Consider the following 12310-nt stretch of genomic DNA (forward strand, 5'->3'; position numbering starts at 1 on the left):
CGCTGTCGTCCGGCGGATTTCAAGCCACACTTCGTGATTTTGCGCGCTTCGCGCTGCTTCATCTGCGCGGCGGCAGATTAAATGGCAGGCAGATCGTCCCATCTGAATGGATCGAGGCTACACGACGTCCCGACCCTATGCTGTTCAAGTTGTTCGGGAATGCGACTCCAGAGTTGCCAAACGGTGCTTATCACAATACTTTTTGGATCGATGACCAAAAGAGGGGCTCGTATATCGCGTGGGGGCATGCTGGCCAACTGATCTATATTGATCCCCAGGCGGACTTCGCGGCGGTGAAGCTCTCACACCGGCCTGAGCAATCACCGCTGCAACGGGCACAGTGGCCGGACCAAGTATGCCAGCCCGCTAAATCCCTTCCTTTTGATTCATTCGTGGCTTTCCGCGCCATTCGAGATGAACTGGAGCGCTAGCAAATTTGACGGGTATGCGCGCGACTGATGATGGATCCCGCGGTTCCAGTCAGGCGCGCTCTCGCCGGTTGAGCTTAAACGAGTAGCTCTTGGGGAGCGCATCTCTTGTAGGGAACGGGTTATTGGCGGATGCCGACGGGCAGCGGCGCGCCGCCCGCGACCAAGGATATCCGTCCCCGATCGACGAGCGCGAAGGTCTGATGGGGCGCGACCGTATGCATGCCTGTAACGGGAGCGGCCCGGAAGGACTTTCCCTGATCGATTGGACCAGCGTTCGCCTTCGTTGCGCTTCACCGGGAAGCCAACCGGCCCACGCCGGCGATTTCCTGCGCCATTTCGTCGAAGCGGTCCGCTCCAAATCACCAGTGCTGACCGACAACGGCACGTACTTCACCAGGCCGGGCGCCGGAGGGGGGCGGCCGCTGCCTGAAGGCGCTGGCCAAAGCGTGACCGTCTGAGCGCATGCCTTCGAAAGCGCCTGCGCCAAATTGGGGATCGACACCGCCTCACAAAGCCCAAGCCCGCCAGTCTTAGTCTAGGCCAACGGACAGGTCGAGCGGATGAATCGCACGGTCCAGGACGCGACCCCCGGGTGCAGGCTGAAGACCCTCAATCGCCTCACGCCGTACGAGTTCATCTGCAAACAATGGACGATCGAGCCCGAAAAGTTCCGGCTCGGTCCAATCCACTAAATACCGGAACTAGACATTTAGGCCGCGCCCGCCCCGGCTAGGCTAACCTCAAGCACGCAGCCGGAAAAAAACGGGCGCCCCGTTGCGGAACAGGGCAGCCAGGTAGAACGGGTGAGCCCTCAAGGCACGCCGTTCAGGCTTCGAGCCAGCATTCCACCAATGCACTGGCATTGCTCAGACCACGCGCAGAATGCTTCACCCAGCCGCGCACACCCATAGCTGTCGCATCGATGTAGTCATAGAACATGGGTGCGATCACGCCGCCTCGTCGCGGACAATGATGGCCATCTCGCGATAGAGGCTCTTACGCTTGTCCTGGTCGCGTTCGGCGCGCGCCTCAAAGAGAAGTTTGTCGAACTTTTTATTGAAGAAGTGCGTGTCGTTCCAAGGCGCCGTCGACAGGTAAGCGGTTGAGTAAATTTGGTCCTGCGTCGGACGACGGTTCCAGACCGAGGCCGAGAAGGGCTGCTTTAACCAGACCTACGCCGCATAGCCGTCCTCCGGCTCGCGCTTTACCTGAAGGTTGATGCCAGCCTTGGCGCAGCTCTGCTGGTAAAGCTGGGCAGCGTCGACTGCACCAGCGAACCCGGCGTTGGCGGTCCGAAGAAGAATCGGGCCGCTGTGTCCAGATTTCTTGTAGTGGAAAGCCGCTTGTTCCGGATCGAAGGTGCGCTGCTCGATGTCTTCAGAAAATAACGCGTAAGGTTTGTTGACAGGGAAGTCATTGCCGATGGAGCCGTAGCCGCGCAGTATTTTGTCCAACATCTCCTTGCGGTCTATTGAGAGCTTCAACGCCGTTCTGAGGTCGCTGTTGTCGAAGGGCGCGGTATCGCACAACGTGTTGAAACAACAGAAGCTACCCCCCGAAACGTTTTGTATGGTGACGCCGGGGATACGCTTCACTAGATGGACCACCTTCGGTTCTACGCTGTCGATCATGTGGACCTGGCCGGCTTGTAAAGCTGAAATGCGCGCCGTCGTGTCATTGATGGCGATGATCTCGATCTGATCGGCATGGCCGAGCTTGTCCCCCAGTAGTCCTTGAACCTTTCGCCGCCGTGCCGCACGCCCGGCTCGTTCACGGAGACTTTGTAGGGGCCCGCGCCGATGCCGGCATCTGGCTTGTCCTTGCCTCCATTGGGCTGGATGATCAGGTGGTAGTCGGACATCGCGTAGGGAAAGTCGGCATTCGGATCCTTGAGGGTGATAACAACGTTGGTTCCGTCCGCTTTGATCGTGTCGAGGCCCTTCAGCACACCGAGAGCGCCCGACTTCGACCTCTCGTCCGAATGCCGCTGCAGCGTCGCGACGACATCCTGCGGTGTAACTTCTTTACCGTTGTGGAACTGGATGCGAATACCATGGTGGATTGGCTGCTTCGCGCGAAATTATCCTCAATGAACGCAGGAAAGCGGCGTTCCCTCTCTAGGTACAAAGGCGACAATGGTGGGTTGAGAGTGCCCGTTCAGGCTCGGTGGGACTGGTCTCGCAGGTCGATCCCTATGACGCTGCGAAGAGCTGAACCAAAGCTCCCGGGAGCGGGACTAGGTCCAATGCGCTGAACTATTCCTGCGGACGATAGCCGGCAATTCGCGCGCCATTGCTCCTGTTGCTTTGGGTCGGGATCGATGTGATCGGCATATGAAGCCCCCCGCATCCTCTGCCGCACGCTTCTTTGCTATGGCCATGACTGCGGGTCCGATCATTCCAGCGCCATCGAATACGGGGGCGAAGGTGCCAGCGTTTCTGGCCGATCCTGTTAATCACAGTAAATCCGAGAATTCTCCCTTTTGTGCATACCTCGAAAGAGAACGCAGTTTTTCTGCGATGGTTACGGGTGAATCGCGCAAAGCCGCCTCGACAACTACTATATTGGCTAAAAGCAAGCACTGAGCGTGGTTCATGCGTCTCCAGTCTAAGGGAAGCCAGTATTGGGGGAAGAAAATGATCACTGAACACAACATAGCAGTTGATGGTGTCGCCACCTCGTATTACGAGAACGGAGCGGGTGAACCAATCCTATTCCTACACGGTGCCGGCTTCGGCGTCGATGGAAAGGCTTCGTTTGTGCACCAGCTGAACGGGCTTTCCGATCAATACCGGGTGATCGCGCTTAACCAACCCCTTTTCGGTGAGACGGACGATCATCACCCATTTCTAAACCCGCTCGGGCGTGTGGATCATGCGATACGCTTTCGACGCGCTGGGATTGAAGCAGATCACGCTCGTCGGCAATTCGGAAGGATCTTTTGTCGCCGCGCGCGTCGCGATCGTGCGTCCTGATCTTGTTTCTAAGCTCATTCTGCTGACTTCCAGCTCGGTATCACCGGGGTTTGGAGACGACCGTGACGAAGCCTGGATGCAAGCAGGCCGGGAAACCTACGATTTTTCGGGTCCGATGCCGAGCGAACAGGACCAAATCGCCGCGGAGCGGCAGGCCACTCGCGCCTGGGGGCAGGAATTGGAAGACGCCAAGCGAGAAGCCTATCGGCGCGCGGCTGCGCGCGGACAGTGGGAGACTTGGCAAAACCTGCCCAAAGAAGAGACCGAATTGCGTTTCTATGTGGTGTTGCAGCACAAATATATCTTCCCCTACCTTGATCGGGTTCGCGCCAGGACATCGATTATCTGGTCCAAGAACGACCCCACCGCGCCCCCGGAGCGAGGATTTATGCTCGCAAAACTGATTAAGAATTCGGATTTCCACCTCCTGAACGATGCCGGGCATCCCGTCCACATCGACCAGAGCGAGGCGGTAAACAGCCTCATTCGGCAATTGCACAAGTAACACGGCAGAGGACTTCAAGCCGCTCGTCCGCGAGCGTTTCCGGGACGTGCATTTTGTCTTCACAGCTACGGTCGTAGTTGGGACGGCGCGATGTACAGCTCACGTTAAAGAGACACGGTTTTAGCATGGCCGAGGTGCAGGTTACTTTTGGCAGACATCATAGCAATCGCGCTCCTGCTCGCTGCGGCGATACACTGCACCTGCCGCTAATGGCGCTCATTTGTCCCAGGTATCGCGAATCTTGGAGAGGATCACGATTTCACCAACAAGTCGGTAGGAGAGATTGCGTCAACAGCTCCGGGTCCATTTCACAAGAAACGAGTCGGGTCTGCGGTACAAGGGTAATAGCGGCTGCCGCAGCGTATAAGCAACGAGGTACTACTCGCCGCGCCTGCCGCTGACGGAGAGGCCAAAAGCAAGGGAAGAAGTCACCTTCGAGCGTGCGAATCTTCAGGAGGTCGACAGTGGTGATCCCGTGGCTCGCCGCTTATTTAGCCCTTGAACCTTCTTGCACTGTGACAAGGCGCTTTGTCTTGTCGGTCTCGAAGGCGAGTTTCCGCATCACGGTCAGCATAGCCGCAGGTTCTATGCCTTCGCCGCTGGCGTGAATCGCGTGGTCGTGTTCATGGAGCACACTAATAAAGCTGGGCAGTCCAAGGTGCTGAACGCCTGCACCATGCCCCTGTGGGCGAGGCGTGGTCGATCGGATCATCAACAACCTTGGCGTGGTCGACGCCCGCCATCTGGCTCCGATCCCAGCCCATGGAACTTTCCCCCATTCAATCTGCCACGCGCGTGTTTTGTTCAATGCGCTTCTGGTGCACACCTTGGATCAGGCGGCGTGCGTAGATGATAGGGAGGTGGATCTGGTCGGGATCGAGGTCTCCAACGGGAACGACTTCCTCGATCTCGGCGAAACATATCCAGGTTGAGGTGACCGTCTAACGCGAAATCACTCACTCAAAACTGACATTCGTTGTCTATATTTCAAACGATGTGGCCATCTCGCACGAGTTCATCCAACACCGATCGGACAGCTGTTTCTGCGATTGCGGCGATCTCCTCAACTTCTGCCTTCGTGGCTACGAGCGGCGGAGCAAAGCCAAGAATGTCACCGTGCGGCATGGCGCGAGCGATAAGACCCCGGTCGCGAGCTGCTTTTGAAATTCGCGCCCCAACCTTGAGCCTTGGATCAAAACGCTTGCGGTTATGGCGATCGGCCACAAACTCGATTGCACCCATAAGACCGACGCCGCGCACTTCACCGACGATCGGCAACTGGGTGAACTTCTCCTGCAGCTGCGCCTGGAAAAAGGCACCAACTTCGCTGGCGTTGCCGGGAAGGTCCTCCTTTTCGACAATGTCGAGAACCGCGTTGGCAGCGGCGGCTCCGATAGGATGACCAGAGTAGGTATAGCCATGTGAGAATGCGCCAACCCTGTCGGCTCCGTCTTCCAGAACTTCATAGACTTTTTCACCGACGATTGCCGCGGAGAGCGGGAAGTAGGCCGACGTCAAACCTTTCGCGATCGTGATGAGGTCTGGCTCGATGCTGTAGTGCTGGGAGCCGAACATCGAGCCCGTTCGGCCGAAACCGGTGATGACTTCATCGGCTATGAGCAGCACATCATGCTTTTTGAGGACCGCCTGGATCGCTTCCCAATAACCTTCCGGCGGAGGCGTGATGCCGCCCGTCCCGAGCACCGGCTCGCCGATGAAAGCGCCAACGTTATCCGGGCCGAGCCGCTCGATCAGGTGATCGAGCTCGGCGGCGCGGCGAGTGGAGAATTCACGCTCGGTTTCACCCGGGGTTGCGCCCCAATAGTGATGCGGGGCTCCTGTGTGCACAATCTGCGGGATCGGCAGGTCCATCTGATCGTGATAGAAGCTCATGCCCGTCATTGAGCCTGAAACGACGCTGCACCCGTGATAGCCGCGCTCACGCGAGATGATCTTCTTCTTGTTCGGCTTGCCGCGCAGATTGTTGTAATACCAGACGAGCTTGGCCTGTGTCTCGTTGGCGTCCGAGCCGGACATGCCATAAAAAATCTTGCTCATCTTACCTGGCGCCATTTTCACAAGGCGATCAGACAGGATTGCAAGTTCGTCCGTCGTGTGGGCCGCGTAGGAATGATAGTAGGCTAGGCGAAAGGCCTGGCGCGAGATCGCTTCGGCGACTTCGGTGCGGCCATATCCAACATTTACGCAATAGAGACCCGCGAACCCGTCGATCAACTGGTTGCCGTGGGCGTCCTGGATGCGGATGCCTTTTCCTGTCTCGACGATCGTCGGCTCGCCTAGCTTGCCGGTTGCAAAGTCCTTCAGCTGCGTGAAAGGATGAAGAACAGAATTTCTGTCCTTTTCGCCAATTTCCTTGATATTGATTGTCACTAGGGCGTCCTCTTACGCTGCAAGATTTCCGAAGCAGGTGTATTTTGGTTCCAGATACTCTGCGATTCCGTGCCTGGACCCTTCCCGGCCGAGTCCGGACTGTTTCCATCCGCCGAAGGGGATGGGCGCTCCCGTAAATTTTGGGGTGTTGACCGCCACCATGCCGTATTCGAGCCGGTCGGTGAGCCGCAGCGCGCGGTTAAGATCTCGCGTGTAAACATACGCCGCAAGACCCATCTCCGAGTTGTTCGCGCGCGCGAGCACCTCCGCTTCGTCTTCGAAGGGCAGAATTGCAGCCACAGGCCCGAACGTTTCTTCTTTTGCAACTCGCATGTCGTCGGTCACATCGGCCAGCACTGTCGGCGTCACGAAGTTCCCGCCAAGAGCGGTATCCTGTGCGCCGACTATGATTCGAGCCCCTGCTGCAAGAGCCTCGGAGATCTGCCGCCTGCATTTTTCGGCACCAGACGCCTTGGTCATTGGACCGATGTCTACGTCGAGCTCCAATCCGTGTCCGACTTTCAGTTTGCTGGTGGCCTTGCCGAATTCTTCTACGAACCGGTCATAGATTCCCCGCTGAACGTAAATCCTGTTTGCTGCCAAACAGTCCTGGCCGGATGTGGCGAACTTTGCTGCCATGCAGCCTGCGACCGCAGCTTCCATCGGCACGTCGTCGAAAAGAATGAATGGAGCATTGCCGCCCAGCTCGAGCGAAGCTTTCTTTACAGTCCCTGCGGACTGCTCAAGCAGGATTCGGCCGACCTCGGTCGACCCCGTAAATGAGAACGCGCGCACGTCGGTATGTTCCAATAGCCGCTTGGCAATTGGGGGAGCTTCGCCGGTTATTACCTGAAACACGCCGGCAGGGATTCCTGCGTCTTCGGCAAGACGGGCAAGCGCGAGCGCCGACAAGGGCGTTTCTTGAGCGGGCTTTACAATCATGGTGCAGCCAGCGGCCAATGCCGCTCCAGCTTTTCTAGTGATCATTGCCGATGGAAAGTTCCATGGTGTGATAGCGATGGTCACTCCGATCGGCTGCATCTGCACGGCCAGCCGGCTTCCAACTATATGGCTGGGGATGGTTTCGCCGTATGCTCGCTCGCCCTCGGCTGCAAACCAGTCAAGAAAGCTCGCGGCGTATGAGATTTCGCCGCGAGCCTCCGTGATGGGTTTGCCTTGCTCGGCGGTCATGATGACGGCCAGATCTTCCGCGTTTTCGCGCAATCCTGTCGCCCATTTCCGGAGGTATGCGCCCCGTTCTGAAGGAAGCAAGTCGCGCCACCGCAGGAATGCGCTTCTCGCGAAATGAACCGCATTATCTACATCAGACATTTCGCAGGCTGCCACCTGAGCCAATTCTTCGCTAGTAGCGGGATCGACCACCGCGAGGGTTGCTGTCTTCCAGAGCCAAGCGCCATTCACATACGCGCCTCGTTGCAGCAGGTCAGGGCGTTCGAGGCCCTCCAATGCAGCGGTTGCAGAACCTTTCATCTAAAACTCCGGATCGTGCCTTCAATTTCATCGAAATTAGCCCTATAAAATTGTCCGTTGGCAGCGCAGTTGCGGGCTACTAAGCCGTTCTCCTGCGAATACAGACATGCAGACGAATTTTTCCACCTTTTGCGAATGGCGAATGGTCGTTGGTTGAACAACGGATTGATGAAGAGAAGCAGGTTTGCGGAAGCGCTCCGCACCTGGCTCCCAGAGCGGCCGAAATTTCTCATTATGAACATCCAAACTTATGGAGGTGATATGCTCGTCCAAGGGCCGTCTCCTATGCCTTGGCTCAAGCCGGATGGAACGGGTTGCCCTACATCAGACGAACATGTGGTCTGGCTCCACTTGACCGGGCAGCGCGACATAGGCGTGAGCTGGCTTGGACCGGCCGACACGATCTCTTTCGCCAGATTGGAAGATTGGGCCGTAGTCCCTGATGCGCCCTAACGGGGTGCGGCGCCCGCAGATTCGTCGCGGGCTCAGGGACCAATCACACCTGATCTGTGCTGGGCCCGTGCGCGACGACAGTTCTTCGAGCTGGCCGACATTGCCGCCAATGCGCCGCGCGGACAGTCCCCAGGCGCCGCCGATCTCACCGGTGGCTCGAGCGCGGCATCATCACGCCGCAGCCGCCATAGCGCACCTCGCGGCGTCTCCAGCGCCGCACGCCGCGCATGCTCAGCGAGAGATCATTTCGCCAGTTTCGCCGCCCGACCAGCAGCCAGCCAATCCTCCCGCATTTTAGGGTCAGCCACTGCAACAAAGCCTTCAACTAAAATTTGCAGAATCTTTGCGACCGCAAATCGCTGAAAAGCGTAAGTTCGCTCTCAAATCTGAGGTCGGGCACGCCTAAAAACTGATGCTCGGACCGCCGCACATCACCAGCACGGAGGTTACCGGCAATGGCGAAAAGAGCGTTAATCCTGGTTGAAGGCAGTATAACGGGTAATGGTCCGCTATATATCCAAGCGGCCCAGGATCTTGGTCTTCATCCAATTACCCTGACAGCTGATCCAGCTCGGTACGACTATCTTGCGGCGGAAGGACGTGAGTCAATTCGCGTCGATACGGGCGATCTCGATGCGTTGGTCCACGAATGTTCCAGGCTATGTGCAACATATGACCTTGCTGGCATTACGAGTGGCTTGGAGGACGTTTATGCCACAGTTGGCAAGCTTTGCCGCCATTTTGATCTACCGGGACCAAACCCCGCATCGGTTGAACGATGCTGCGACAAATTCACTCAACGTCAGCTTCTCGCTGAGGCTGGCGTTCCAGTGCCTGCTTATCGCGTGGCAGAGAATGCGGCGGAGGTTGAGAGCTCTGCCGTAGAGATCGGCCTACCGGTAGTTCTTAAGCCGGCCGTGGGCGCGGGCAGCAGGGGTGTCCGATTGTGCCGCACTGTCGACGAACTGGCCGAACATACGGCTTATCTGTTGGGCGGGCAGCATAAATGGCGATCTACGCCGAGAATACTTGTCGAAGAATTCGCCCAGGGCCCCCTTTATGGCGCTCATATAATGGGAAGTGAGGTCATTGGGATTTGTGCCGCTGACTTCGGCCCCCCACCGTATTTCGTCTACCGTCAGTTCACCTTTCCGGCCCTGCTGACTGATGACGAGCATGAGCGTATCGCCGATGTTTCGCTGAAGTCTTTGCGAGCTCTCGGCCTTGGCTGGGGGCCAACGAACGTTGAACTCCGGTGGACGAAGCTTGGCCCCGTCGTCATTGAAGTCAATCCGCGTCTTGCGGGCGCGGCCGATTCTCAACTTGTTCAGCTGGCTTATGGTGTCGATCTCATCACCGAGCACATCAAGCTCGTCATTGGCGACGAATGGAATTTGCGCACAAGGCATTCGAACACTGCGGCCACGCGGATACTGATCGCCGATCGCGATGGCACACTCGATCGGATTGATGGCGAGAGTCGGGCGGCTGCTGTGTCAGGCGTCGCCGAGGTCAAACTGTTTATTGAACCGAAGACGCCAATTGTCAGGAAAGGCGATCACCGAGAATGTATCGGATATGTGATGGCCGTTTCACCTAGCCTCGCTGAGACCGAGGTCGCACTTCAGCGTGCCGTCGACTTGATCACTTGGTCGATCACACCATTTCCGAGCCTTGGCGGTTAAAAACAATCTGCGAATCTTACCTCCACATACCGGCGCAGGTGGCGAGCGGGTAGGAGGCGACCGTCACCTAACACTGGTACAATTGCGTGACCCTCCGCGTGATAGAGCTGCTCACCATTATTTCGATGACCGTCATTGATCTCTTGGAGCGTCACCAGGATGCGCAAAATGGCATCTTACCCAACCCGGCCGATCGGCGCCAGTTTCGGCCGTCTAGCAGGCTGTTGAAAAAGTGGCTGACAGCGGGGCTGTGAGGGTGATTCAGTGTCTCCGGAGAGATCTGGAGAACGAGGCATGCGAGGCGGCGACGATCGGACTGGCGAGTTGTTCAGCCATGTGGACCTTGAGGCGCGGGTGCGGCGCGATCATCCGTTGCGGCGTATTCGAGCGATCGTGAACGAGGCGCTGGCGGCGTTGGAGCGAGACTTCGCGATACTGTATTCGCCGCTCGGGCGGCCGTCGATCCCGCCGGAGAAATGCTGTTGCAGGCGTTCTATTCGATCCGCTCGGAGTGGCTTTTGATGGAGCGGTTGGAATACGATCTTCTGTTCCGCTGGTTTGTTGGCATCGGAGTCGACGATGCGGGCTGGGACGATTCGGTGTTCTCCAAAACCCCCAACCGGCTGCTGGAGGGGGACGTCGCGACGAAGTTCCTTGCTGCGGTGCTGGCGCAGCCCAAGGTGAAGAAGCTTCTGTCTACGGGCCACTTCTCGGTCGATGGCACACTAATTGACGCGTGGGCGTCGAAGAGCGTCAAACCGAAGGACGGCTCGGGCGAGCCGCCGGCTGAAGGGGGCGGGCGAAACGCGGAAGCGGACTTCTCCGCACCTTGGGGTGCTTGTGAGCGGCGTAGTTGTCGAGGACGACGTGGACGGCCTTGCCGGTCGGCACCTCGGCGTCGATGGCGTTGAGAAGCGGATGAATTACTGATGGCGATGCCGCTGCATGTTCTTGCTGATAACGGCGCCCGTCGCCAGTCGAGCACGTTGAGAGAAGCAAACTGTGTGGTCGTGCCATTCTACTTGTAGTTGTGGGTCATGGTGCCGAGCCTACCCTTCTTCATGGGCAGGCCTGGTTGGGTACGGTCGAGCGCCTGGATCTGGCTCACATGGGGATTTGTGGGTAAAGATATTCGATTCAGGATGCCATGGTAAATCTCGGGTCGTTGCTTCGTATCCAAGATCTGAGCCCGTTTGCATGACCCGGCCCGTTTCCGATGCCGCTTCAAACTCACATCCGGTCGCCGCTCCACATCGGCCGCACCAATATCCCGCTTGCGTCGGGCAAGGGCTCAGGAGCGCGGGACCATTCTCTTCTTCGGCTTTTTAAGCCAAGCGAAATTTCGGTCCGCTCACCTGGATCCGCCGGAGCTGATCAGACCCCGGAAGATTGAAAGGGGAAGCGTTTGTTTTCAGGCGGCCGTTGTCTCGGCTCCTTCTAGCACAACCCCGGCGGTCACATATTTCCAGAAGGCGATCAGCACTTTCCGGACTCGGCCACCATTGAGCTGTACGCGCTCACCACAGACTCAGCATCGATCGGGGCTGATGCCTTACCCACAACCAGGCGAGCTGAATCATGCTTGTTTGCAGTCGCGGGCTTCTGGCTTTGGAGACGCCTTGTTCGTGCGCGACGGATCCGCTCCGCCAAGGCGTCGGCGCCAATCCGGCATAAGCGGCAACCTGCCGTCGGTTGGAAAAGTTTCGGAACAACCCCTCCGACCACAGGACACCGGCGAATTCCGGGCCAATCCCCTTCAAATTCTTTAACATTACTCCTGGCGCTGGCGAGCCTTCGTCCGACGGGCTGAGCATAGCATCCCGCTCAGCCTCCACAGACTTGATCTGTTGAAGTGTGAGTTCGAGTCGATCAAGTTCGCGCCCAATCTGTGCCTTCAAATGCTCAGGTAGCGGACGACCATCACCGGTCTTGAGCTCCTCAAGCCGCACCCGTCTTTTGCGCAATAAAGGCTCATAGTCAGAGATGCCCTGAAGGCGGCCCCTTGATCCGATTGACGTGCTAGACCCGCTCCGCTGTCAGCGTCTTGCGCTCGCGGCAGATCCGGCGGCGATCCTTCTCTTGTGGGGTCGGTGCCCGAACCATTGCGCACACCCGCCGCTCGCCTCGCTTATAAGCCAGCAGCGCGCGCACCAGAGTTTCCCCATCGATCTTGTCTGTCTTCGCCCGTCGACGCCGCCGCGACGTCGCGGTAGCGGTCGGGGTTGGTGACGGCGGCCCTGAAATTGTCGCAGACCACGAACTTCGGCACGCCATCTAGAAACCGGAGCAGGTTGATGTGAAGGCCGATCCAGTCGGACAGGCTCTCGCTCGGGCACGCCTCGGCGTAGGTGTAGTTCGAGGCGCCCATCGCTGCGACGA

At 58.0% G+C, this 12310-nt stretch carries 8 protein-coding genes and 8 pseudogenes; 8 read left to right on the top strand and 8 right to left on the bottom strand.

What is annotated here, in order from left to right:
* From AC0L28_RS33825 to AC0L28_RS33835, 3 genes and pseudogenes are all read left to right on the top strand, one after another.
* Positions 1-431, top strand: a pseudogene (locus AC0L28_RS33825) (hypothetical protein); the annotation flags it as partial.
* Between the two features lie 122 nt (positions 432-553).
* Positions 554-889: a hypothetical protein gene (locus tag AC0L28_RS33830; RefSeq protein ID WP_473482790.1), complete on the top strand. Its 336-nt coding sequence runs from the start codon at positions 554-556 to the stop codon at positions 887-889.
* An 84-nt stretch (positions 890-973) separates the two neighbouring features.
* A pseudogene (locus AC0L28_RS33835) lies at positions 974-1123 on the top strand (IS481 family transposase); the annotation flags it as partial.
* Positions 1124-1256: 133 nt separating this feature from the next.
* Here the strand turns inward: AC0L28_RS33835 and AC0L28_RS33840 are convergent.
* Positions 1257-2475, bottom strand: a pseudogene (locus AC0L28_RS33840) (ABC transporter substrate-binding protein); the annotation flags it as partial.
* A gap of 673 nt (positions 2476-3148) precedes the next feature.
* Entirely contained in the window at positions 3149-3271 is a 123-nt protein-coding gene (locus AC0L28_RS33845) for a hypothetical protein (RefSeq protein ID WP_473482792.1), read from the bottom strand.
* Between the two features lie 34 nt (positions 3272-3305).
* On the opposite strand from AC0L28_RS33845, the gene AC0L28_RS33850 reads away from it, so the two are divergent.
* Both AC0L28_RS33850 and AC0L28_RS33855 read left to right on the top strand, forming a co-directional pair.
* Complete coding sequence (locus tag AC0L28_RS33850; RefSeq protein WP_473482794.1) at positions 3306-3911, top strand: alpha/beta fold hydrolase; 606 nt, start codon at positions 3306-3308, stop codon at positions 3909-3911.
* A gap of 598 nt (positions 3912-4509) precedes the next feature.
* Positions 4510-4645, top strand: a pseudogene (locus AC0L28_RS33855) (succinyl-CoA--3-ketoacid-CoA transferase); the annotation flags it as partial.
* A 253-nt stretch (positions 4646-4898) separates the two neighbouring features.
* Here the strand turns inward: AC0L28_RS33855 and AC0L28_RS33860 are convergent.
* From AC0L28_RS33860 to AC0L28_RS33870, 3 genes are read right to left on the bottom strand one after another with little or no spacing between them, the layout of a single operon-like run.
* Positions 4899-6302, bottom strand: a complete 1404-nt coding sequence (locus AC0L28_RS33860) for an aminotransferase (protein WP_473482796.1) — start codon at positions 6300-6302, stop codon at positions 4899-4901.
* 12 nt (positions 6303-6314) lie between these two features.
* Complete coding sequence (locus AC0L28_RS33865) at positions 6315-7793, bottom strand: NAD-dependent succinate-semialdehyde dehydrogenase (protein WP_473482798.1); 1479 nt, start codon at positions 7791-7793, stop codon at positions 6315-6317.
* A gap of 42 nt (positions 7794-7835) precedes the next feature.
* A complete protein-coding gene (locus AC0L28_RS33870) occupies positions 7836-8066 on the bottom strand; it encodes a hypothetical protein (protein WP_473482800.1) in 231 nt (76 codons plus the stop codon).
* A gap of 635 nt (positions 8067-8701) precedes the next feature.
* Between AC0L28_RS33870 and AC0L28_RS33875 the strand changes: the two genes are divergently transcribed.
* The 3 genes and pseudogenes from AC0L28_RS33875 to AC0L28_RS33885 all read left to right on the top strand — a co-directional run.
* Positions 8702-9931, top strand: a complete 1230-nt coding sequence (locus tag AC0L28_RS33875) for an ATP-grasp domain-containing protein (protein WP_473482802.1) — start codon at positions 8702-8704, stop codon at positions 9929-9931.
* An 86-nt stretch (positions 9932-10017) separates the two neighbouring features.
* Positions 10018-10185, top strand: coding sequence for a hypothetical protein (locus tag AC0L28_RS33880; RefSeq protein WP_473482804.1), 168 nt, complete (start codon positions 10018-10020; stop codon positions 10183-10185).
* A gap of 40 nt (positions 10186-10225) precedes the next feature.
* Positions 10226-10752 (top strand): annotated as a pseudogene (locus tag AC0L28_RS33885) (transposase); the annotation flags it as partial.
* A gap of 1 nt (position 10753) precedes the next feature.
* Here the strand turns inward: AC0L28_RS33885 and AC0L28_RS33890 are convergent.
* The 3 pseudogenes from AC0L28_RS33890 to AC0L28_RS33900 all read right to left on the bottom strand — a co-directional run.
* A pseudogene (locus AC0L28_RS33890) lies at positions 10754-11036 on the bottom strand (IS630 family transposase); the annotation flags it as partial.
* Between the two features lie 306 nt (positions 11037-11342).
* Positions 11343-12151 (bottom strand): annotated as a pseudogene (locus AC0L28_RS33895) (IS110 family RNA-guided transposase); the annotation flags it as partial.
* A pseudogene (locus AC0L28_RS33900) lies at positions 12141-12310 on the bottom strand (IS21 family transposase); the annotation flags it as partial. The pseudogenes AC0L28_RS33900 and AC0L28_RS33895, both read right to left, overlap by 11 nt.

This window comes from Mesorhizobium sp. WSM4847 (assembly GCF_055811335.1).